This window comes from Pedobacter sp. 01N310 (assembly GCF_056399805.1).
Genome location: NZ_JBFTSB010000003.1, coordinates 26,630 through 49,728 on the forward strand (window position 1 = coordinate 26,630; position 23,099 = coordinate 49,728).

Here is a 23,099-nt window from a genome sequence, read left to right on the forward strand (position 1 = left end):
AATTTTAAAGCGAGCAGACCTATATGTGCGGTAAAAAAAGTAATGGTAATGGATATCGCTATCTTGTAGCAGGTTTTTCTCCAACAGCTACAAGCATTTCGCAAGGACCTATAAAGCCATTTTCTGTTTCAAACTCCCGAAGTGCATCTTCGATTTCTTCCCAAACAGCCGCTTTCGCGGGATCTGATAAACCATTCATCATCTGATGCAAAGCGCCAAATGATTCTTTTTCAAACTGCAAGCACTCTTTTGCCGTTTGAAAAAGCAAAGGAGCATCAACAAGTTCAGTTATTACATTTTTGAAACCTGCCTGTAAAAATGCTTTTTCAATAACACCATCAGCGCCTAAACTAAAGGGCCCTGGCTGACCAGGTAATGGAGGTGGCAGCTTGGCACGGTTACGGATGATAGATACAGGAAGCGAGAAGAATTTATTTCGCTCAGGAGTTGAGTAAACAATAGCAGCCATTTTTCCACCAGGTTTCAGCACCCGCAACATTTCGTTCAGCGCTTTTTGCTGATCTGGAAAATAAATAAGTCCGACTCTTGAAATCACCGCATCAAATGTTTCATCTTCAAGGGTGAGGTTTTCACCATCCATTACTTTTGTTTCTATGTTATTTATTCCGGCCTGCTGAGCCATTTGTTTCGCAAAACTCAGAATATTGGAAGAAATATCAGTAGCTAAAACATACCCTGTAACACCAACTTTTTTTGCTGTGGTAATGGATTGTTCCCCTGCACCGGCAGCAATATCAAGCACATATTGACCACTGGTGATGTCCGCCATTTCTAACATTCTCTCGGTTGTTTTACCAAGCCATTTGTTTAACGTAGGACTCCAGCGGTACCAGGCCTCTGCTGTTTCCTGCCATTGGTGGCAAGTCGTTCTTTTGTACTGGATAGGGTCAAATTGAGGATTAGATGAATCCATAAATTTAATTTTTTAGAAGTGAAGATCTAAACAGCATCGAAATTGCCACCAATCTTGGGCTTTGTGCTCGTCCTGAAATCAGCCAAGCACTTCATTAAAGATAATTACAGGAGTCTTTATCCTTCAATTATGTATTTTTATTGAAATGTTATGTTAAATATACGCGTTTTATCACTTAATAATCAGGATCATTTTCGGATATAAGGAAAGCTTTAAATAAATATGGGTTTCTACCCTGTAGCTTTTTATCTCAATATTCAATAGTGTGCCAACCTGCCCCTTTTCATCCTCTATTAACTGGCCCTCAACCAAACTCATCAGCTCAATAAGCGGTGTATCCCTGGTGACCCGCGTTCCACACAGACCGTTCGTGGGCACTGTGTCTTCTACTACTACTTTTTTATTGGTTTTTCTTTTTTTTGGCGTGCTTATCATGAGTTTGTTAGTTGTTTTACCTGTAAGCATTTCACATTATTTCTCTTTACTCTTAAATAGCGTTATTCCTTTCACAAATTCTACAATAACAGGCGCTGGAATTGTTAAACTGCTTGTACGGCTTAACCTGGCGATGTTAATGCCATAGAAGTTGCCCTTTGCATCAAATAAGGGGCCTCCGCACTCAGATGGCTTTAGCTTTCCATCATGTACCAATACTTCCTTAAAGTTATCTCGCCGCTCACTTTTACCATCTGTAAATTTGTCTTCCTGAGCACTCGTTTTTACATTACGGGGGCTAAGCATAAAACTCTGAGTATATAAAACAGCTGACTTTTTAGCATATTGAAGGGTAACTGTATCATTTGTTTTGTATTTCGACAATTCATCTGGAATATCATCAATTGTCAATACTGGACGGTTATTGATCTTCTTCAACACATCCATAGCAGCAATATCATTCGCTTTTATATTTTTCTTTTCGTTCGCTAAAGGATATAAACCGGTTACAACAATGACACGGTCGTCAGTCCTGTAGTTAACCCCAACACCTAAATAAGAAGCCGCCGATTTTGGCACCCGCACCTTAACATTCCCAAGCACACTTATCTCACCTGCGACATGCGGTTTTGGTGAAATTAAAATACTACCGAGTTTATCAAATGCATAATCAATTTGTAAATTGATTAAACTTACCCCACCGGCAATTTCTTGAGGGATTTGAAGAAGCACCAAGTCATTTGCGTCATCGCGGCTCAATACCTGAGCTGCTACCATATTGCCATCGGCCATTTCAACCTTCGGGTTTGGCCCTACCATGGAGCATTTGCTAATAAAAAAGCTTTTTCCTTTTAGATCTGACTCAGCTACAATCCCTTTTAAATTTACCAGGGTGCCCAGAATGCTAATATTAAACGATGAATCTTTAACGGTAAATACGTTTTTTAAAGCTGAAAGCGACGGCTCAATGCTCGAAATAAGCTGTTCCATTTCTGGAATTGGCTCCACCTGATCTACTTTTTTATCAACCTTAAATTTATCTTCCGGTATAAACGCAGTATGAACCGCTGGTGTTTTTAAGGCGGTCCAGTATTTCCTGAAATGATCTACCGGAACTTCTAAATTTACATCTATATTTAGACTTATCCGACTGTGGATGCCGATCACCCTTCCTTTTAGGTCAAAAAGAGGACCTCCCGAATCGCCCGGTTCCATTAAGCAGGTAGATCGCATAAATCCTGTTTCGTGCTTCAGCTCTGCAACCTGGCCAAGTCTAACGGTTGGTTTTGTAACCGTTATTAAACTGCCGGGATAGGCAATACTGATACAAGGCATATTGGGCTCCAGTATCGATGACCAACCCATTTTAGCGAAGGGCCATTTACCCTTTTCGGTAATCACGATCATAGCTGCATCGATGGAATGAATAACCCCTAAACCTTTCGCTTTAAACGCACGGCCATCTGGAAAAGTAACCAGATACAAGGCATTTGGCGTAACAGCATGGGCAGCGGTGAGGATATGTCCGTCGGCATCTACTACCACGCCGCTAAAATACCCGCCGACTTTCCGGTTAGCTGAATCGACGTTGGCAATCTGAACGGACGCAGCGTAAGCCTTTTGGATGCCTGATTTAACTTCGCCCTCCAATTGCCCGATATTGAAATTATTATTTTGCGCAAAGGCTGGCCTGATCGAATACAGGCATATTAAAAATATAATTAACTTCTTCATTTTATTTACTTATTTCAGCGAGCAACAATTTTTTCAATGCCGGATTATTTGGAAGCGGGGCTTCAGTGGTCACTACATTTCCCTGGCGATCAAAAATCAGGTAACGCGGCATTACTTTAATTTTATAGTCTTTAGCCAATACATTATTCGCTCCGCCGACAAATAATTGAATTCCCCCCATCTTTCTTTCCTTAATTAACTTTAACCAGGTAGCTTTTCCTTTTGGGCCATCCTGTGCAACACCGATAAAAACAATATCTTTTTGATCATGAAGTTCTGCTTCTAATTTATTCAGGGCTGGAACCAGGGCTAAACAAGGTCCACAAAAGGTTGCCCAAACATCAATTAAAACTACTTTTCCTTTAAAATCGCTCAGCGAAACCATCTTTCCATCTTGATCAGGAAAGCTAAAATTGGCAGCTTTCCGACCAGGCGTAGCATTATACAGTTTAGTTCCCAAGGCATCGACTTTGGTTTTTAAACTTGGGTAATGAAAGTATTTCCCATACTTATTTACCATTTCCTCGAATTGCGCGTAGGTTTTAACCTTAGTACTCTTCAGATTAAAAATATAAGTCCCTTTTTGACGGTCGGTAGAAAGAAAATCAGTACCATCTTCGGTTTTATTTACACCCGCTGCGTAATCGGCATATAAGCTGATCAATGCTTTACCGTTAGGATAGAAAAACACATCATCGTTTTTAAATTTATCTTTAACAAGAAGGACTTTACTATATTCCGACTGGCTTTCAGCTGCAGGCTCTATATTTTTTTTGATCTGATTGAGTCTGTAGAAATCCAGTTCATAATCAACAACCTGCTTCATCAACAGGTTAAATCTGGTATTCCTCGTGCGGATATTGGTTTGAAATTCGGCTGCTTTGCCTTTAATAAGATTAAAAAAAAGTGGCTTGCTTTTAAGTTCATCCGCAATTGAATTCCATCCCGCTAAGACAGTGTTTTCATCGGTTTGTTGACCAATAAATTCTATTTTTCGATTATTGATCGATACCTGCGCTTTATCTCCTTTTTTCAGGTACAAAGGAAATTGTCCGGCCAGAGCAGTAAATCCACCGACCATATAAAAACCATCATAGGAAGGGTCGAAGGAAAAGATAAAAGCCCCATCTTCTGCTAATTTAACCGATTTAACAAGTTTGGTTTCTCCGTCTTCTATTTGGAAGAGATACACAACCTTGTTGAGATTAGGTTTAAGCACACCTGTTATTTCAGTCGTTTGAGCAAAGGTAAAGGTGTTTAATACCATCAATACTACAATTGTAAATAGCTGTTTCATATTATAACTGGATTAATGTTTTTTTGGCTTCGGACGGGAGGAGAAACCAGAAATTTTAGGCTCGTTATTTTTCATTTTCTGCATCATAATTTCTGCAGCTTTCAAGTATTCATCATTACTGCTTTTCATTTCCGCTATCAGTTTCGATTGCTGCTCAATGGCGGCCTCTTTTTCACCAAAATAATAAGCCGCTAAATTCATTTTGCTTTTAACCGCTACCGAATTACTGCTCAATATCATTGCTTTTTTAAGTAAGCTTGTGGCTAACTCTTTATCTATAACATCCTTAGAGAGCTTGGATAAAGTAACCGCATAATTTGAGCAATAGTCAGAAATTCTGATTGAATCAATAGGAACTACAGGTTCAGGCGCATTTTTGTCATTTATTATGGTTTCACTTCCTATGGAAGAAGTTTTATTTGCGGGCAATAAAAATTGTGTGATATAGGTCCGTGAAGCCTTTAAAAGCTGAACGGTATCAGCATTTAAACTGTATAATCTGATTTTATATTCCAGGACTTTTTTGTTGCCCCTATCACCGATTTCAACAGTTTTAAGATTTTCGAAAAGCTTGTTCAATCCGGCTTCTTTTGCAGAAACCGATTGTTTGCTCCCAATAATATCTTCGGCCCTGCTTTTCGTTTCTTCACGAATTACCCGATAAAAAGAAGCTGCTGCAATACCATCATTTTTACATAAAACAGCATCAATGCGCTTATAATTGTTGATCATATAATGATACAGAACTGAATCAGCGCCATTGGTGAAATTAGATCCCATGAAAAATAGTTGAGCTGTAGAGGGTGTTGTGGTTACAAATTTTTCAATATATCGGCTTATTGCTGCACCAGTCCATTTTCCTGAAGCTTTTAAGCGCTTAATATAAGTTTGAGCAAAAAGTTCGTCATAATTACCGGCTTTATATTTAGCTTCCAATTCGTCTAAACTTATTTCTTTTTTTCCTGCATACTTCGCAAGCATTTTATCGGCCAAGTCTTTAAAGTCTGCAGCGGGCATCGAACTTTTAGATCGATCTACTAAGGTTTCATCATTTGGATTAATGAACAAATAAGTGGGGTAAGAATGTACTTCGTATTTCTTTGCCAGGGCAATGCCTTCGCCTTTTTCTGCATCGATTTTTACATTTACGAAACCTTTGTTGTACTTCGCCCCTATTTCGGATCTTGTGAATACCTGTGCAGCCATCACTCTACATGGACCGCACCAACTGGTGTACACATCCACAAAAATAGGCCTGTTTAGTTCTTTTGCCTTTTTTACTGCCTCTTTCCAGGATGTGTGTTCAAACTCAATTCCTTGCGAAAAAACGTTCAGGGTACTGAATAAGAGGAAACCGCTTAATAAAATCTTTTTCATTGGAATATAATTTGTCTTTTAAAGGTTATGAAGCTATCATGAGCGTATTCATTGCTGTTTGTGAGCGTTTGCTCATGATGGTTTCATTAGAATATATTTGTGCTTTAATGGTTAGATAGAAGAAAAATAACCACATCAAACCGTAAACATTATTGTTTTATCTTGGAAGATTGTCAATCCGTTTTTGCCAGTTCTTTTTCAATCAATTCTTTCAATTTTGGATCAGAAGGACGAGGCGAATCTGTTGATACTACATTTCCTTTTTTATCAAATACCATAAACCTTGGGATAACTGAAATAGCATAGTCTTTGGTTATTTTAGTCCAGCCACCGGCAAACAATTGTAGGCCATTCAAATCCAGCTCTTTCAGCGCGGTCAGCCATTTTTGTTTATCTTTCGGATAATCAACTGAAACCGATATAAAGGCTACATCTTTGCCTTTATACGCCTCCTCCATCTTTTTTAGGTAAGGAATCTGCTGTTTGCAGGGTGCACACCAGGTGGCCCATACATCAACTATCACTACCTTCCCTTTAAAATCATTTAGCGAAATCATTTTCCCCTTTTGATCAGGGTAAGTGAAATTGATACCGGGTTTAGGTCCGATTACACTGTTGTAAAGTTTTGTCCCCAGTTCTTCTACAACTGATTTCTGGTAAGTCGTTTGAAAGTACTTTCCATACTTATCCATAAACTCCTGGTAAGCGCTATAGTTGGCAGGCATTTTACCCTTACTTAGCATATAAGCGCCTTTGATCGCGTCGTTATCAAGGGTCATCATTCTTTGATCTATTGTTCCGCGGCTTAATATGGCAGAATTGGCATAAGTTTCCTTATTACCTGACATCGCAAAGTTGACATACATATCGATATAACGCTGACCATTAAGCATTCCCAATACAGCATCAGTTTTAAACTTTTTGGGTTCTATTATCCTATTGTAATAAGGCGGCAACTGTTCTTTTTTAATGAATGTGCCCCCTCTAGGGATAGCCAGAAAATTTAAAGCATATAAATCTAAACCGTATCCAATAATCTGTTTCATCGAAGCGTTGAATACTGTATTGGGCGTATGGATCGTTTTTTTAAATATTTCCGCTTGGGCAACCAGTTTTGTCAAGGCAGGAAAGAATTCATCATACATCTGCATCGAATGGAAGGAATTATACCTGATAGAATCCGTCATCTTGGCCCATTTGTATAAAACGGTATTCTCAGGGCTTTGCTTACCAATAAAATCAATAGTTCTATTATTGATGGCAACTTCTGTCTTATCTCCCTTTTTTAAATAAACCGGAAACTTTCCCCTGATAAATTCCCCCCAGCCAATTGCATAAAAACCTTCTTTAGCAGGATTGAACATGAAACCAAAAGAGCCATCTTTGGCCAAACTGGTTTTTGTAATTTCTCTGGTCTCCCCATCATTGATTTCGTAAAGGGTAATATCTTTATCGTTAAAACCTTCTGATTTCACTGTCCCCCAGATCTGGGTCATTTGTGCTGAACAGCAAAGGCTCAACATTAAGCCACTTAGGGCAAGCATCAATTTTTTCATAGCTTTATTTAGCTTTTGCCAATTCGGTTTCAAGCAATGCTTTTAGTTTTGGCTCAGAAGGGCGGGGTGAATTAGGATTGATTAATTTTCCTTCCCGATCAATCACGATAAAGCGCGGAATGGTTGTAATCTTATAGAAATCGGTAACTTTATTAACAAAACCGCCTGCATATAACTGCACCCCTGAAAGCTTCATATCGCTAACCATTTTCAGCCATTTTTCTTTGTCTTTCTGCTCATCGGTAGAAATGCTCACAAAAACTACATCTTTACCATGTAGTTCTGCATCCAGTTTCTTTAAGAAAGGAATCTCTGCTTTACAAGGCGCACACCAGGTTGCCCAGATGTCTAACACAACCACTTTGCCTTTAAAATCACTCAATGAAACCATTTTACCGCTCTGATCCTCGAAAGTAAAATCAACGGCTTTACCTCCTGCGGTAGTGATGTACAATTTAGCCCCCAATGCATCAACTCTAGATTTTAGGCTTGGCGACTGAAAATATTGGCCAAAGCTTTTAACCAGACCTTCATACTGCGGGTAGGATTGTATGAAAGGGGTCTGCTTAAACAAGATATATACCCCTTTTTGCCTATCGGTAGTAAAGAATTTTAATCTATTGTCGATATTCGTATTCCTGCCGCCTGCCCAATCAGCATATTCATTTATTAATAGCTCACCAAACAAATACGATAAGACATCGTCATTTTTGAATTTATTTTCCGCTAGGATCGAGTTATAATAAGGTACATAATCTTCTTTCTTTGCTTGAAATCCTGTTTTACGTGGAGTACGGACAAAGTGCATGGCATAATAATCTAAATCGAAATAGGTCACTGCGGTCATCAAGCGGTTAAAAACTTCATTCTTGGTTTTAATCGTCTTTCTAAATTCATCGGCCTGGGCGGCAACTTTGGTTAATTCAGGAAAAAAATCCTGATAGGTACTTAATGGCGGCTCCATAAAATAAACAGATTTTACCTTTAGCTCCTGTGTTAAGGTATTCCATGATGAAAGAATGGTGTTTTCAGGCGTTTGTTTCCCTACAAACATCATTCTTCTTTTATCAATTGCAATCTCAGCCTTATCGCCTTTTTTCACATATATCGGAAAAAGAGACCCTTTTTCCATTTTTGAATAACCTACGGTATAAAAGCCCTCATTGGTGGGCGTAAACAGAAACCCGAATGAACCATCTTCGCCCAGTTGAGTGCCGGCTAATAATTCGGGCTTCCCATCTACAATACTATAAAGATAGATATCCTTTTGGGTGCCATTTTTCATCACGCCACGGATTTCGCTCATCTGCGCAAACGAAACCTTTGCTAAAAGCAGGGCGGCAATTATTAATAATTTTTTCATCAGTTATTTTTGCTTAGTAATTCATTCAGATAAACCTTCAGAACAGGGTTAGATGGGCGTTGACAGCATTTGGCATTTAGCATCCTACCCTCTTTATCAATGATGACAAAACGGGGAATGCCGGTTCTGCCAATTTTATTAAAGAAAGGATTTGCGGCAAGACCACCGTTCATCCATAATTGATTTCCGGTTAAGTTTCTTTTTTTGATAAAATCTTGCCAGTAGGCTTCTTTAATATCTCCATTTAACGAGATGAAGGCAATATCCTTTCCTACCATTTCATGTTCTAATTTTTTAAGAAAGGGCATTTCTGCTACGCAGGGATGGCACCAGGTGCTCCAGATATCGATTAAAATATATTTGCCTTTATAATCAGAGATTTTAGCTACCGAACCATCTGGTTTTTGGAAGGTATAGGCGCTAAAATCGGTCCCAGGTAAGGCGTCATTATAGCGCGTTACGGTTGCAGCTTTGCTGGTAATTGCATTGATTTTTCCAAGATTGGAGGGATCTTTAACCAGCCCCATCGATTCCTTAGCCAAGTCCTTTATTTTAAAAATATCATCTTCTAAAAAGGCATATTCCAACAACTTAACAATATAAGTTTCTTTTAATTTTTGATTACTAATGGTATTTGCAAAATCGGCAATCCAGGTATTTGAATTACGCACCTGTAGTTTGCCTGTTTCCATTTTAGCATACATGATCTCATTAATTGTTTTAAACCAATTGTAGTAAGTCACAATTTCTGGTAATAAGCTGATGTCCAGATCAACGAAGTTGATTTTGTTAATGAGGTCTGTTTCTCCCGAAACCTTTGCTTCCATATAAGGCGCGCAGACTTTATCGAGGTATTCGCCTTGTGCATAGCCCAATAAAACAGCTTTGTTTAGTTTTACCTCTTCGTTATTTGAGGTTTTTATGGCATTTACCCGGTTGGTATAAACTTCTGTAGCGCTGTACTGTTTATTCTTGTAATCATACTTTCGGGTAAGCTCAAAGAGAAACTGGTTTAAGCTGCTTCCTTTTCCAGAGAATACCACATTTTTATCCTTTACCGAAATCAAGATGTCATCTCCAGGTTTCAAGAAGGCATTAAAACCCTGTACAATTGGATCGGTTGTGGTTAAAATACAGAATTCGGGTTTTGTAAGGGTCGTTTCCATGCTGAAACGACCGTTAGTATAATTTGCTCTTCCTTTTTGGATCATGCCAAAATCTTCGATAAAAAGGCTCGCGCCTCCCCTCAGTCCCGACATCTCCCCCTTCACCACTGTTTTTACCCCTTCATCGGCCAAAATGGGCAATGAACTTCCCAGTCCGCAAATTAATGCGGCATATAAAATCAATTTTTTCATCTGCTTTTGCTGTTTATCTTTCTCTGTAATGCAAGCTTTGTACCTTGCCGAAACCGGTAAATGTATAGTTTGGTTCTTTTGTTAACCCGGCGCCACCATTTTGGATAGAAAACTTCTCCAATTTTCCGTTAACACCCTCGGGAAGTGCCGGATCATAGCTACACACCACCAGTTTGTCTGTTTCGGTGATCGGATAATTGGCACCGGTCAAATGATAAATCTGAAATTTCAGAACGCTGATTTTTGCAGCACCATAATCATACACTTCAGTACATAAAGGTGTTGCCGGAGAAGTATCATACAGATACAGTTTTCCGCCAACACTGTAAAAAAGGTAGCCTGTTTGATTGCTGACAGCGAAGTTTTCTGCCTTATCGAAATCTTTGCCTACAATTTCCTGATAGTAAAGTTGCTTGGCGGTATGTGCCTCAAAACGGGCCAGGTAATATTTAGCGGTAAGGGGATCTTTTAATATCACATTTACCTGGTTGTTTTTTGCCAAGGTCATGTATATTAAATCTTTTCCTGTATTGGCATAAGAGAATAAAAGCGGCTGGCTTACACTTCCATTAGGCTCGGGAACGGCCAACAGTTTGGAATCGTTTACACTTAAATGTCTTCTAAACCTTTTATGTTGAACATCATAAAAGTAGTTGTACTGAGAAATCGCTGGTGTTACAAAATTTTCGTTTCCGCCAATAAAAGGGGCTACTTTGTATGGCCCGTCAGTAGCGTCAAAATTAAGTGTTTGACTGTATTTATTAGCTGGTGCCTGAGAAGTATAATAAACATCGCCGGTTGATGAAATCATGTAACAGCCGTTAATGGATGGTCCATTTACACGTTTTATCAAGTCAATACTGAAATTTGATGGCAAAGGCGTCAACACTTCATACTTTACATTATAGTTAGGCTGCCAAGCAAAAGTTTCGGGGTTTACCCGGTCTACGCTCTGATCAGTTCCAAAGTAGATGGCATAAGGCAAATTAATCCCAACGCCAAGGAGCGCCCCACAGTTGTAACTGTAAACGACTTTTGGCTTGCCCTTTAATTCAAGGCCAGTGTTTGCTTTTGTCAATAAATCAGTTACTACGATGAATTCTCCACCTCGCTGTCTGGCAAGCATATCTACCCTTGCCTTACCATTCACATCGGTCATTAACAACCAGCCTTCATTGTATACATTCCTGATTTCTAGCGAAAAACTCTTTCTAAACACCACTCCTGTAACATTATCCGTAATTTTATAATAGGCACTATAAGTACCTGCCTTTTCACTTATAAACACATCCAGGTCTTTTGTTTTGGCCAATGTTTTTACCGTTGCGTCTATTACATATACCCATTCGTATGAATAACGATTTGGATCAGTAACAGCAGCATCCTGGGTAAACTCAATCTTAGGATTAATGGTTAATTGTGTAAGCGTTAGGACCGAAATTTTCCCATCTAATTCTGAGCTAAATTTAACCTCATTAATTTCATGGTAATCATAATTGCCTATATCCTTTTTACAAGAATAGGTCAACAAAGTAAAAGCCGCCAATAAGCAGGCGTATACATATTTTTTCATCAGTATATAATTATTAATTTATTGCTCATTGTTTTCGATGGCATTAATGAGCTCGCAAAAGCTCGGTTTATTTTTAACGGTGATGAAGCTATCATGGGCTTATTATTTGCGTTTTGTAGCGTTTGCCCATGATGGTTTTATCATAACAATCTTCATTTATTAGAAAACAAACAATTAGTTAGAACCTGGCCCCATAGTCATTGGCAGTCCATTTTCATCTAAAACGGTCTGACCTATACTGGCTAACCGGTCTAGTTCACGTTTTACTACTTTGCCATAGGAATTAAGCTCCCCAGTGTTACGGGCAGTCTCCATATAGTCAGCCGGTATGCCTAGAAGATCACTTACGAAAAACATTTTTGTCCGTGTCCATGTGCCAAAGGCATTGGTAAGCCAGTATTTAGGTTGTTTTACCACATCGTCGAATCTAATTTTATATCTGATGGTACTGATTGGCTTCCCCCCAACTAATCTGGTTTTCCAGCTAATGCCAAAGTTCTCCGTCGGCAACAGATCGAGAACAAGAACATAACTCTTGCTTTTCATATCGGGCGTACGGATCAATTTTACCTTGATGGTATCTCTAATGGCGTTCTTTTTGATGACAACCTTTTCAGGTAATGCCTGATAATGGATTCCCGCGATAGCTGTTGACGACTCATTAACGACAACCTTATATTGCCTTTCATGGTCTGCGGCTAGACCTGTAATTGCAACCACCACGTCTTTTACGGTGTCGGGTTTGGTTACATAAGTAAACGATACATAAGAAGAATCGACATTTGGTGCATATGTTCTTCCGGCATCAAAGAAATAAACGTCAACTTTTTCATTATCAAAGTTTATTAGCCCTTTCTCACATGAGACCAATGAAACAGCCATTAGTAATATAGCGATTTTATAAATAAGTTTATTCATGATTTTTTTGATTAACGGTTTGAAATTTCAGTGGTTGGAATTGGCACAACATATTCGGCAGCGGTCATTGAGAAGGGACTATCAGTATCACTTACCTTGTTACCATTAGGAATAGTAGCTACCTTATTCCGCTTATAATAGTAGAATAACTGGCCTTCACCAAAAAACTCCTTTTGATACTCCTTCAATATTTCTGTCGGAGTAGCAGTAACCGGGAAAGCTACGGTATTAATACCTCTATTTGACCGGACTGCGGTTAAATAACTGCTTGCGATAGTCATGTTCGGTTCACATTCTGCTGCGATATAATACATCTCGCTCAATTTTAACAAAGGGATCGTATTTCTAAAGGGTTTGGTTTTGTCTTCCACATCAGCATACTTTAAAAATGTTTTGTATGTTTTACTTGCCGGCGCATCCCAAAACTGGAAAGAGAACCTATAATCGGCGGTAAGTTCTGGACTAAACAGTGCGGTTAAACGTTCGTCTTTTGGTGCCAGAATACTATTATCGGCTAAACCAGCACTAAAAATCTTCAGTTGACCATTCCCCTCCTTATAAAGATCAGGGTTATAGGCCCCAAGAATCATTTCACTAGAAAAAATCTTATCGGGACTACCTTTTTCGTTCAGGATATTAATTTTATCTACCCAAGGAAATTTATTCGAGTTGATAAGCACCAATGCACAGGCCAAAGCCTCAGCCTTATTGCCTCTGTATAGATTTGCCCTTGCCTGTAAAGCCTTTACCGAATAATAGGTAAACTTATACTTTTTGTCTTGATTCATTGTCTTATCGTTGGAGAGCAAACTTTCGGCCTTACTTAAATCAGCCATAATGTGATCCATTATTCTATTGGCTGGAAAGAAAGGAGCTACGGTGATTTCTCCCGATGTAGCGTAGGGGATCATTTGAATAGCAGAACTGGCAGAATCGGCAGAGTTATACATAGGGCCAAATAAACGAAGCATATCAAAATGCAACATCGCCCTTATGGCCAATGCTTCGCCACGATAGGTAGAATCTGTTCTTGCATCTAGTACACCAGGATATTTTGTCAGATTGGCCATGAACCTGTTCACATTAAAAATAGCACTATAGGCATTGGTCCAGATTTCAGCCATTTTAGTGCTTACCGCACCACTAGCATAAGCATATACCGCATACTGGTTATAAATATTAACACCAGTTCCGTTTGCAGGAATCATATTATAACGCTGCGCCAATAGGTCTGGAATGGTTAATGTTAGGTTTTCGCCATATAAGGTATTTCCTCCCAGTTTTACATAAGTACCATTTAAATAGGCCTTTATATTTTTAGCTGAAGTGAAAACCTGTTCTTCAAGAAGTTTGTCTTCAGGCTGTATCTCTAAATATTTCTTACAAGAAGAGATCGCAACTATGGCGCAAATTAAGATGATGATGTTTCTGTAATTTTTTTTCATTATTCCTATAAATTAGAATGAAGCCCTTAAACTAAATGACACGGAACGTGCAAATGGATATTCAATCCCCCGCTCGCGTTTAACTGTTGAGAAGCGGAAAATATCATTTGTATAAGCAGATAAATTTAGGTTTGTCATACCCATATTTTTCATCCATTTGGCATTTAAAAAGCTATAGTTCACATTAATTGATTCAAGTGAAAGTGAGTTTTCTTTCTGAAGAAAGCGGCTTGACATCTCGGTTGACCTTACATTCGGATCGCCCATATAGATGTTCTTGAATTGGGTAATGTCGCCAGGTTTTTTCCACCTATCGTACAAGGCACGCCTATCCTGGTTGTTCACAATATCATTGAAATCGATATTTTCAACTTTTTCAAGCAGTGCTGAATTGAAAACATTGGCACCTAATTTATAACGCATTGTTAGCTGCACGGATAGATTTTTATAGGTAAAATTGTTTGAGATAACACCTTCTAATATTGGTCTGGAACTGCCCACTTTAGTATTAAGCCCAAGTGTATAATCTGTCGTACTCCCTCCATCAGCTGTTAAATACATTTCACGGCCAGTAGCGGGGTCAATACCTAAAGAGATAACGGTAAATAAATCATTAGGGCTGGCTCCATCCTGGAAACGGGTTAAAGTTTTATCGCTTACTACCCTTTTTAGCTCCCCAGGCGCCGCTGGTGCCGCCTCCGCTATCATTTTGTCATTCATTTTCTTTAATGCATCGCCAAAACCAACATATACACTATTGGTTCTTGCTCCTGTTACACCAACCCGCCAAATAATACGGCCTGCACGATTATTGATCACCGCATAATTCAACCTAAATTCAGTTCCCAAGGTCTTTAATTTACCTACATTCATCGAATAACTGGCAACACCTGAAGATGTAGGATAATCTACAGGAACAATCATATTGTTTGTAACCTTAGAATAAGAAGTTAAAGAACCTGTAAGACGATCCTCAAAGAAACCAAAATCGATACCGCTACTTATTTGGGTAGTTTTTGATGGCAATAGATCTGGATTACCCAATGTAAGCATACTGATACCCAATCCAGCTTGGTTATAGGCCCTTAAATACTGATAAATTGTATTATTAGGCGCGGCTCCCATGGTCTGGTTTCCGGTTACACCTATATTGCTGTAAAGCTTTAAACGGCTCACTACATCTAGTTTTTTCAAGAAAGTTTCGCGATGCGCATTCCAGCCAATACCAGCAGACCAATAAGGACTCCAAGGATCATTTTTACCAAAAGAGGATGAACCATCTAAACGATACGAAGCGTCGAATAGATAACGTGAGGCATAAGAATAGTTAACAGATCCGGTTGCGTTTACACTTCGGAAAGCAGAACTGGATGCACTTGGCATTCCATTGAGTTCATACCCATAGGCAAATCTTAAAACAGGATCTGTTTGTGTAGGGAATCCCTGAGCAACAAAATTTTCGAAACTGGAATAGTTATGGCTAAACTGCCCTCTTAAATTGGCTGTAACTGAATGTTTACCTCCAAATACATTACCGTAGGTTAATAAGGCGTTTGTACTATAGCTAAAGTTATTAGATTTGCTATTGGAATATTTACCACGCAGAACAGGTGCTAACGCCGCATAATCTGTATGATCGGGTGAGGTAAATATATCAAGTTCGGAAACACCTTTCGATATGGAGAAACCTCCGTTCAACCTAAATTTCGGAAGGATATCATATTGTACTGATAAATTGTTTGTTAAATTCATTCCCGTTCCTTCGTTTTTAAAAGGCAATGAAGCGTTGTAAAGTGGATTTGGAACCGTTATCGCTTTAGTGGTAAAAACTGTTGAAAAAGTTGTTGCGTTATCTAAACTGGGATTAGTGGTATTTTTCTCATAATAAGGGTTCGCATTTACAAAATTAGAAAAGTTACCATAAGGAGATTCTGTACTATTATTTCCGTTTATAGAGAATGAGTTGTTAATGTTGACCTTCGATTTTCGATAGTTCAAATTGATGTTACTTCCCCATGTATTACGGGTAGAACCTTTCATTACCCCAGGATTAATTTTATAATTGAAACTCACCCCGTAGCGGAAAGCCTCATCGCCACCACTTGCATTAATGGAATGGTTTTGGCTTACAATATTACGGAGCGGCTCAGATAACCAATAGGTGTCTACACCCCTTGCGATAGCAGCTTTGTGCACATTGTATACCGAATCTAAGGTAAGCTGTTGTTTAACATCATCAATATTATATCTTCCAGAAAGTTTTTCAAATTCCAATTTCTCTGCAGCATTCATCATATTATAAACGGTGAGATCAGGTCCTTCAACCCTTAAATCACTGTTATATGAAAAGCGCAATTTACCCGGTACCGGTTTAATGGTTTCTATTACGATTACACCATTAGCTGCTTTTGACCCATACAAAGCTGTGGAAGCCGCATCCTTAAGAATAATTACGGAGGCCACGCGGTTCATGTCCAAATCGATAATCGTACTCAAAGTGGTTTCAAAACCATCTAGAATAAAGAGTGGCTGGTTTGGATCGGTACCAAATTGATCTTTTAACGAAAGCTCAGAAACGGTGGTTTTACCCCGAAGTTCAAGTGTAGGCAGCACATTGGGGTTAGAACCTTTTAATTCATTATCAAGTACAATAAAAGAGGGGTCTAAAGCCTTCAAACTCGCAATGATATTATTGTTTCCGATTGCCTTTAGCTCCGCACCGGTAAAGGTAGCAGTTGCACCCGTAAAACTTTCTTTGTTCCTGTTTATACCAGTACCTGTAACCACTACCTGGTCTAGCCTTTCAACAGATGATTTAAGTTGTACATTTAAAATATTCTTATCTGGAACCCGTAATGTTTTTGATTCTAAGCCGATAAAAGAAAAAATAAGTTCGTCTGCATTATCGTTGATCGAAATCGCATATTTCCCATCCTTATCTGTCCTTACAATTAAACCTGTCTTCTTGCTCCTGATGGTAACACCAGGTAAAGGACCACCGTTCTCGTCGGTTACAGTACCTGTAATTACACGCAGCAGATTTGCAAAGCCATAGTTTTGTGCCGGTTTAGCTTTTACTATAATGGTTTTATTCTCAATTTCATATAAAAGTGGCTGGTTCTCGAAAGCTTTATTCAATGCTTCAATTAATGGAACATTCGTCAGGTTTAAGTTTACCGGCGCTACATTTTCCAGCATGCGGTCGCTATAAATAAAATCATAACCGGTTTGCTTACGGATTTCTTTAAATATGGCCACCAATTTGACATTCTTCTCCTTCAGGGTAACGTTCTGGGCATAAGTGCCTGCGCTTACCTGCAAAAATGTAGCTGTTAATAACACAATGATTAGTTTCATTACGAGCAAAATTTGGGCAATACGAGCTGGTGGCCTGTATAGCCTTTTAAAGTAAAAATTCATACATTTGAATGAGTTTAATACGAGTATGCCGATTGTCTAGTTAGGAATTGGGCATGCTCAGGGTTTCATTAATAATTGTTTTGCAATTCCCGATTTATTCGGGTCTGATGAATAGCATTAAACCATAGCCAAGAGTGGTTGCACACTCTTGGCTTATTTTTTAAGCTATGCTTTTGTAAAAGTTAAGGAAAAGCTTTCATTACGGTTGGTTTGGTTAGTAAATTAATCGGTTAGTTTGGTTTGTTGATATTTTTATTATTGGTTATTCTTTACTTTGATTTTTGATCCGCTGATTTCGAATTCGATTTCCCCGGTTGATTCTAAATTTTTAAGGATTTCTTTGATATTTTTCGACCTTGACATCTGACCGCTAAAGGTCAATCCAGCATTTACATCTTTTTCATAAACTACGTCTACATTATACCATCGGCCTACCCTGTTCATGATCTGCTTTAAACTCTCCTGCTGAAATATAAAATCCCCGTTTTTCCAATCCATCACTGCCTCTACGTCTTTCTCTACCACATTTATTCCTTTCTCAGTTAATATGGCCTGCTCTCCCGGTTTAATCTTAACTTCAGCCTTTACTCCATTTTTAGCATAATCAGAGGTTACGATTACGCTTCCCTCTAGTAAGGTTGTTTTAATCGCACCCTCATCTTCATAGCTATTAATATTAAAATGTGTACCCAGCACTTTTACTTCCTGTCCTTCATTGATAACCTTAAATGGATGTATTTTATCTTTGGTTACTTCAAAATAGGCCTCTCCTTTTAGTTCAACTTTACGATCTTCCATAGAGGCAAATGACAATGGGAATTTTAATGAGGAAGCTGCATTAAGCCAAACTTTGGTACCATCAGGCAGGATAATCTGGTATTGCCCACCCCTTGGGGTCTCCACTAAATTATAGGAGACTAACTTGGCTGTTTTTTCTACATCATTCAATACCTTATACAACAATTGGCCATCAGCCGATTTTGTAATCTGAATTCCAGCCTGTTTCAACAAAGCACCATTCCCTACCTCATTTAAATTAACTTTTTTTCCATCGGCCAAAGTCAGGATTGCATTATTTTTGCCAGGTAGAATAACAGCCTGCTGATGCTGATCTTCCATTTTTGTTTTAATCGCGAAAAAATAAACGCTGAAGCCAGCAACAATTAAAAGAACGGCGGCAGATAAATATTTCCATAATGGAAACACGCGGATATTTTTTTGTTGATCATCAACCTTATTGATGAGTGACTGGTATATTTCGTTTTGAACAGCTACTTTCTCACCCATAAGATTAGCATCCCATGTTGTATGTCTTTGAAGAAGTAAGTCATAAACTTCATCAAAAGCTTTTATTTCCTCTTCACTGGCAGTTCCCTCCTGGCATTTCCTTGCCAATTCTTTAAATTCACTATCAGTTATTATGTTTTTCATATAGGTATGTCTAAATGAAAAGCCCTAACCCCTAAAAGAATTTAAAAAAAAATTAAAATGAAGGGCTTAAGCGGTTTTAAACGGGGATGAAGCTGGAATATAGGATGCTCCTTTATGTAGATATTTTGCTTATACGCCTTTGACGTGGCCTGTATTTTAGGTTTCGCGTTTTAAAAAGTATGGTGGAACGAAAACATCACCAACAGAAAAAGTACTTCTCCCATCACTGCCCGTAAATGTTTTAATGCGATCGACATCTGGGCTTCGACAGTTTTTACGCTGATGCCCATTCTCTCGGCAATTTCTTTATTACTCAAAAATTCCTTTCTACTGAACAGAAAAACCTCCTGACAGCGCTTTGGGAGTGAAGCAATCCCTTTTTCGAGCAATTTTTCGACATCTTGTTTATTCAGGTTATCTTTCTGTAAGGCAAAGCCAGCCAATTTTTCCAATTCGCCATCTTCGATAAATACCTTCCGGTTATTTGCCGACTTTATATAAGTGAGTACTTTATAGCGGACAGCGGTAAACAGGTAAGATTTTAGTGAATCAATTTTCACTTCATCTCTTCTGATCCATAATTGCAATAGAACATCTTGCACAATATCCTTACACGGTTCGGGATCTTTTAATACACTAAATGCTGCAAGGTATAGTTGTTCCCAATAGTTGTTATATATCAGTTGAAGGCCTCTTCTATCATCTGTCTTTAATAAAGAAATTAACTCTTCATCTGCTAATATTACTTGGGTAAACATTTTCTCTTTTGCATAAGGATTATATAAATTTATAAAAAAAACCGACACCATACAATAAATTGAAAAACCGATAGCCTTATTCAATTACCCAAAAATCTTTCTTTAAGACTTTATTCTCAGACGAATTTTCGACCAAAGACTACATTTTATCTTCTCCCGGTATTAATGTTACCCTTTCAAAACGGCGCAAAACAGATCCGTAAGTGCTAAGGCTACTCAACAGGTCTTTTAGGTAAAGCTGTATCACCTCATCTCTTTTACTTTTCCTGCATTTTTTAGGCTTACCGAAACCCTCATTTATCACCATTTTGTATTTTGCCATATCGGTGCTTAATCCGTTAAATTCAAAAAAGATATAACTCAGTTATCTCATCGAATTAGCTAGGGTTTTAATGCTCTAAAAATAATGGTCTCTCCTCCCTTTGCCTTTAAATCAAATGAGAGAACAGTTGACGAATCTACCTTCATTTTCCTGATCTGGATTTTTGTGGCTGTTTGGAGTGAAGCATCATCAGTATAAATAGTAGCCTCGTACTTTGTCTTTTTTTCTAAAAAATTAAGCGGTAAAGTGAAGTTCCTCGATTTGTCGGTCATTGTACCCAGATACCAATCGTTTCCATTTTTTCTGGCCATAGTACCATATTCTCCTATCTTCCCATCTAGTACCCTGGTATCATCCCATATGGTTGGCAAAGCATCATAAAAACTAAGATCAGGTATTTCATCTATTACAGAAGCTGCTGATCCTGCCCCTCCTTTAGCTCTCGGCGAATCGGCAGGACGGTCGTACCAATAAACGAATTGCCATGGGCTATATAAACAGATTGCTTTGGCCATTTGCGATGCATGTGAGCCCATTTGATCTACCCTTGGTGCGAAATAACAATTTGTAGCATCAGCAGCGCCAGCCAGCATCCTAGTAAACATGGTGCTTAATGCCTGTTTGCTGTCAGGGCTTTCTTCATCGCCACGCACGCCCTCCTGGGTCATTAAATTAGGATAGGTTCTTGAATATCCAGTTGGGCGATAATCATCATGGATATCCAGCATCAGTTTATGATCTCCTGCTTTTCTTATGGCCTGGTGCAACCAGGTAATATTCTGCTGCGAATTTACATTCACAAAGCCATATTTCAATCCTGCCACCCCCCACGATTTATATAATGGAAGGATAGTATCGATCTGTTTTGTTAATGCCCTTTGATTCACATAGAGGATCACACCAACGCCTTTACTTTTTCCATAAGCAATGATTTCCTGAAGATCCAATGGGCCTGGAGACCTTGAGGCATCTACGTTTACGGCTAGTGCACTGGCTGCATTATCATACTCATGGCCATACCAGCCTGCATCGAATTCTATGTACTGGAGATGATGTTTGGCAGCAAAATCAATAGAAGCCTTACCACCAACCGTTGTTAAAGTTACCTCGCGGATTACCTTTCCAGGTTTTATCCAAGATACATCTTTCAATGGCGTGGGTTTATTCAAGTTTAATATGAAATAGTTATTCTCCAATAGCTCCCCGGCTGATTCTGCGATCATCACGTAGCGCCACGGCGTTGAAAAACTACTGTTAAAAACCGATTTTCCTCTCAGCGCAGCCGTTATCAATAAGCTGTCTTTTGGGGACCGGTCAAATTTCATCTGAGCAAAATTGGTTAAGGCAGCTTCGCCAAGCGCCACCAAGCAGTTTGGATTAACTTCGATTACATAAGGCCGCTCAGAACCATTCGGTGTTTTACTCACAGTCCCTTTAATATAACTTGCCTGCGATTCCCTTGCAATCCAGGACGGATGGTCCTGAGTAAACCGGAAACCTGTAAGCTCACGGCTAATGGTTACTTGCTTCTTCGTATCTATATTATATTGAAAGGCTACACCTTCATTGTATACTCGAAAATCCATCGAAAAAGAACGAAAGGGCTTTGTGTTCTCTTTAAACTGGACGGTTATTCCTCTGTAGTGGTCAGCATATATATTCTTCTCTCCATAAACTGGTTTCCAGGTACCTTTTACCAATTTTTGTCTAACCGAAACAATTTCCAGACCACCTGACAAAGGATCTCCTCCTTCAAATTCAAGCCCAAGAGGTGATGCAGCGATTACAACATTCCCCTTAAACATAACCGTATAATTTAACGCAGATTTATTCTGCATTTCTGTACTGAGGGTTAGGACTATTTTATTGTCGGGACTCGACATCTTAACTTCTTTTGCCTGTACAAACTGGCTAAGGGCTATAAAAAAAAGTATTACAAGAAACTTATTCATTGTTTATTTTGTCAGTGCTATAGTATAAATATTTGATCTGTATTCGCGGACCAACAGCGAAATTGAAGCCTCAATGTCTCATGCTTGCTTATTCAAACAGCGGAATTTTCTGATTGATTGGGATGATCTTCATTACAATAATGATATTTGGTCGGCTCAATGATAACAAATCTGCAGATAATTTTGATAAAAATGCGATAAATAAAAATCAACCGATACCCTTAAACTTGGTTGGGGCTTTCTTAAATACCCTTGAATTAATAATGTATCATGTTACTGAAATTTGATTTTCTCCGTTTCATTCTATAAATTGAGGCGGAATCTTATCCAAGCTCCATTAACCGTTATGAAAAGATATCTTTTTATTGTCCTTTTAGCAATCTCTTTTTCTGTACAGGCACAGTCTAATACCGCCAATTACAAATACATCATTGTGCCCGAGAAATTTAGTTTTCTCAAACAGATTAATCAATATGGTTTAAATACACTAACAAAAGCTTTTTTTGAGGAGAAAGGTTTTACTGTGTATTTTGATAATTCGGAAATACCAGAAGAAATTGCAACAGATAGATGCAAGGCCCTGGTGGTAGAAGTGCAGGAAAACAATAGTATGTTCGTTACCAATCTTACTCTTTTACTTAAAGATTGTAAGGGTGCTATAGTGATAAAAAGCAAGGCAGGTAAAAGCAGAGAGAAAGAATATGAAACTTCTTACAATATGGCATTGAAAGATGCATTTACATCCTTTAACGATTTTAAGTATGTAGCAGGCAGCCCAACAGCGGTTACCAGTCCAACACCTGCCCCTGCAAATGTGGCGCCTAAAACAGCATCTGCGCCAGTTAGTCAGCCGATTGCCGTTAAAACAGAGCAACAAGAGGGGCTATTGTATGCGCAGCCTATAAGCAATGGTTACCAACTGATAGATGCAAGCCCTAAAATTGTAATGACCTTACTCAAAACCTCTGTAGAGGACTGTTACATTTCCAGCAGTGGAACCGGGAATGGCATAGTTTTAAAAAAGAATGGAACCTGGTTCTTCGAGTACTACAAAAACAATGTTCTTGTTTCTGAAAAACTATCGATTAAATTTTAGCCATTATAGTGAAACCCAACGGGCAGATGCTTCACATTCTGCCCATTTAAACCCAAGTTCTGAGCTTGGCATTATTGATTTAGCACATCTTTCTGGATTATTGAGGTAGGTCAATTTTTTTCAGGCAGGT

17 protein-coding genes are annotated in these 23,099 nt (G+C 38.7%); 1 reads left to right on the forward strand and 16 read right to left on the reverse strand.

Annotation, left to right across the window (positions count from 1 at the left end; translation table 11 throughout):
• Window positions 1–58 precede the first annotated feature (58 nt).
• The 16 genes from AC1DNH_RS08335 to AC1DNH_RS08410 form a co-directional block, all read right to left on the reverse strand.
• Window positions 59–934, reverse strand: a complete 876-nt coding sequence (locus AC1DNH_RS08335; RefSeq protein ID WP_477580339.1) for a class I SAM-dependent methyltransferase — start codon at window positions 932–934, stop codon at window positions 59–61.
• A 171-nt stretch (window positions 935–1,105) separates the two neighbouring features.
• Complete coding sequence (locus tag AC1DNH_RS08340) at window positions 1,106–1,369, reverse strand: hypothetical protein (RefSeq protein WP_477580340.1); 264 nt, start codon at window positions 1,367–1,369, stop codon at window positions 1,106–1,108.
• A gap of 36 nt (window positions 1,370–1,405) precedes the next feature.
• The gene (locus tag AC1DNH_RS08345; protein ID WP_477608415.1) at window positions 1,406–3,103 is read right to left on the reverse strand and encodes a S1 family peptidase; all 1,698 of its coding nucleotides are present in this window, start codon (window positions 3,101–3,103) and stop codon (window positions 1,406–1,408) included.
• A gap of 1 nt (window position 3,104) precedes the next feature.
• On the reverse strand, window positions 3,105–4,400 hold the full coding sequence (locus AC1DNH_RS08350) for a TlpA family protein disulfide reductase (protein WP_477608417.1): 1,296 nt from the start codon (window positions 4,398–4,400) through the stop codon (window positions 3,105–3,107).
• A gap of 12 nt (window positions 4,401–4,412) precedes the next feature.
• Window positions 4,413–5,777, reverse strand: a complete 1,365-nt coding sequence (locus tag AC1DNH_RS08355; protein ID WP_477585041.1) for a thioredoxin family protein — start codon at window positions 5,775–5,777, stop codon at window positions 4,413–4,415.
• Window positions 5,778–5,950: 173 nt separating this feature from the next.
• A complete protein-coding gene (locus tag AC1DNH_RS08360; RefSeq protein WP_477625305.1) occupies window positions 5,951–7,333 on the reverse strand; it encodes a TlpA family protein disulfide reductase in 1,383 nt (460 codons plus the stop codon).
• Between the two features lie 4 nt (window positions 7,334–7,337).
• Complete coding sequence (locus tag AC1DNH_RS08365; protein ID WP_477579055.1) at window positions 7,338–8,696, reverse strand: TlpA family protein disulfide reductase; 1,359 nt, start codon at window positions 8,694–8,696, stop codon at window positions 7,338–7,340.
• Window positions 8,696–10,054, reverse strand: a complete 1,359-nt coding sequence (locus AC1DNH_RS08370; RefSeq protein WP_477625306.1) for a TlpA family protein disulfide reductase — start codon at window positions 10,052–10,054, stop codon at window positions 8,696–8,698. The genes AC1DNH_RS08365 and AC1DNH_RS08370 overlap by 1 nt, the downstream gene beginning before the upstream one ends.
• Window positions 10,055–10,067: 13 nt before the next feature.
• Window positions 10,068–11,627: a PKD-like family lipoprotein gene (locus AC1DNH_RS08375; RefSeq protein WP_477579061.1), complete on the reverse strand. Its 1,560-nt coding sequence runs from the start codon at window positions 11,625–11,627 to the stop codon at window positions 10,068–10,070.
• A gap of 174 nt (window positions 11,628–11,801) precedes the next feature.
• A complete protein-coding gene (locus AC1DNH_RS08380; protein ID WP_477579063.1) occupies window positions 11,802–12,545 on the reverse strand; it encodes a DUF4843 domain-containing protein in 744 nt (247 codons plus the stop codon).
• An 11-nt stretch (window positions 12,546–12,556) separates the two neighbouring features.
• Window positions 12,557–13,990 carry a RagB/SusD family nutrient uptake outer membrane protein gene (locus AC1DNH_RS08385; protein WP_477625307.1) on the reverse strand — a complete coding sequence of 478 codons (1,434 nt, stop codon included), beginning with the start codon at window positions 13,988–13,990 and terminating at the stop codon, window positions 12,557–12,559.
• A 12-nt stretch (window positions 13,991–14,002) separates the two neighbouring features.
• The gene (locus AC1DNH_RS08390) at window positions 14,003–17,347 is read right to left on the reverse strand and encodes a SusC/RagA family TonB-linked outer membrane protein (RefSeq protein ID WP_477579067.1); all 3,345 of its coding nucleotides are present in this window, start codon (window positions 17,345–17,347) and stop codon (window positions 14,003–14,005) included.
• 318 nt (window positions 17,348–17,665) lie between these two features.
• Complete coding sequence (locus AC1DNH_RS08395) at window positions 17,666–18,841, reverse strand: FecR family protein (protein WP_477579069.1); 1,176 nt, start codon at window positions 18,839–18,841, stop codon at window positions 17,666–17,668.
• Between the two features lie 170 nt (window positions 18,842–19,011).
• Window positions 19,012–19,599 carry an RNA polymerase sigma-70 factor gene (locus AC1DNH_RS08400; protein WP_477579071.1) on the reverse strand — a complete coding sequence of 196 codons (588 nt, stop codon included), beginning with the start codon at window positions 19,597–19,599 and terminating at the stop codon, window positions 19,012–19,014.
• A 139-nt stretch (window positions 19,600–19,738) separates the two neighbouring features.
• The gene (locus AC1DNH_RS08405) at window positions 19,739–19,921 is read right to left on the reverse strand and encodes a fibronectin type III-like domain-contianing protein (RefSeq protein ID WP_477579073.1); all 183 of its coding nucleotides are present in this window, start codon (window positions 19,919–19,921) and stop codon (window positions 19,739–19,741) included.
• A 59-nt stretch (window positions 19,922–19,980) separates the two neighbouring features.
• Window positions 19,981–21,873: a glycoside hydrolase family 97 protein gene (locus tag AC1DNH_RS08410; protein WP_477579075.1), complete on the reverse strand. Its 1,893-nt coding sequence runs from the start codon at window positions 21,871–21,873 to the stop codon at window positions 19,981–19,983.
• 346 nt (window positions 21,874–22,219) lie between these two features.
• Between AC1DNH_RS08410 and AC1DNH_RS08415 the strand changes: the two genes are divergently transcribed.
• The gene (locus tag AC1DNH_RS08415; protein ID WP_477579076.1) at window positions 22,220–22,969 is read left to right on the forward strand and encodes a hypothetical protein; all 750 of its coding nucleotides are present in this window, start codon (window positions 22,220–22,222) and stop codon (window positions 22,967–22,969) included.
• The last annotated feature ends 130 nt before the right edge of the window (window positions 22,970–23,099 follow it).

What these genes read in the sequence shown, in the direction of transcription:
- AC1DNH_RS08335 (WP_477580339.1), bottom strand. Translation starts at nt 934, where the DNA reads ATGGATTCATCTAATCCTCAATTTGACCCTATCCAGTACAAAAGAACG.
- AC1DNH_RS08340 (WP_477580340.1), bottom strand. Translation starts at nt 1,369, where the DNA reads ATGATAAGCACGCCAAAAAAAAGAAAAACCAATAAAAAAGTAGTAGTA.
- AC1DNH_RS08345 (WP_477608415.1), bottom strand. Translation starts at nt 3,103, where the DNA reads ATGAAGAAGTTAATTATATTTTTAATATGCCTGTATTCGATCAGGCCA.
- AC1DNH_RS08350 (WP_477608417.1), bottom strand. Translation starts at nt 4,400, where the DNA reads ATGAAACAGCTATTTACAATTGTAGTATTGATGGTATTAAACACCTTT.
- AC1DNH_RS08355 (WP_477585041.1), bottom strand. Translation starts at nt 5,777, where the DNA reads ATGAAAAAGATTTTATTAAGCGGTTTCCTCTTATTCAGTACCCTGAAC.
- AC1DNH_RS08360 (WP_477625305.1), bottom strand. Translation starts at nt 7,333, where the DNA reads ATGAAAAAATTGATGCTTGCCCTAAGTGGCTTAATGTTGAGCCTTTGC.
- AC1DNH_RS08365 (WP_477579055.1), bottom strand. Translation starts at nt 8,696, where the DNA reads ATGAAAAAATTATTAATAATTGCCGCCCTGCTTTTAGCAAAGGTTTCG.
- AC1DNH_RS08370 (WP_477625306.1), bottom strand. Translation starts at nt 10,054, where the DNA reads ATGAAAAAATTGATTTTATATGCCGCATTAATTTGCGGACTGGGAAGT.
- AC1DNH_RS08375 (WP_477579061.1), bottom strand. Translation starts at nt 11,627, where the DNA reads ATGAAAAAATATGTATACGCCTGCTTATTGGCGGCTTTTACTTTGTTG.
- AC1DNH_RS08380 (WP_477579063.1), bottom strand. Translation starts at nt 12,545, where the DNA reads ATGAATAAACTTATTTATAAAATCGCTATATTACTAATGGCTGTTTCA.
- AC1DNH_RS08385 (WP_477625307.1), bottom strand. Translation starts at nt 13,990, where the DNA reads ATGAAAAAAAATTACAGAAACATCATCATCTTAATTTGCGCCATAGTT.
- AC1DNH_RS08390 (WP_477579067.1), bottom strand. Translation starts at nt 17,347, where the DNA reads ATGAAACTAATCATTGTGTTATTAACAGCTACATTTTTGCAGGTAAGC.
- AC1DNH_RS08395 (WP_477579069.1), bottom strand. Translation starts at nt 18,841, where the DNA reads ATGAAAAACATAATAACTGATAGTGAATTTAAAGAATTGGCAAGGAAA.
- AC1DNH_RS08400 (WP_477579071.1), bottom strand. Translation starts at nt 19,599, where the DNA reads ATGTTTACCCAAGTAATATTAGCAGATGAAGAGTTAATTTCTTTATTA.
- AC1DNH_RS08405 (WP_477579073.1), bottom strand. Translation starts at nt 19,921, where the DNA reads ATGGCAAAATACAAAATGGTGATAAATGAGGGTTTCGGTAAGCCTAAA.
- AC1DNH_RS08410 (WP_477579075.1), bottom strand. Translation starts at nt 21,873, where the DNA reads ATGAATAAGTTTCTTGTAATACTTTTTTTTATAGCCCTTAGCCAGTTT.
- AC1DNH_RS08415 (WP_477579076.1), top strand. Translation starts at nt 22,220, where the DNA reads ATGAAAAGATATCTTTTTATTGTCCTTTTAGCAATCTCTTTTTCTGTA.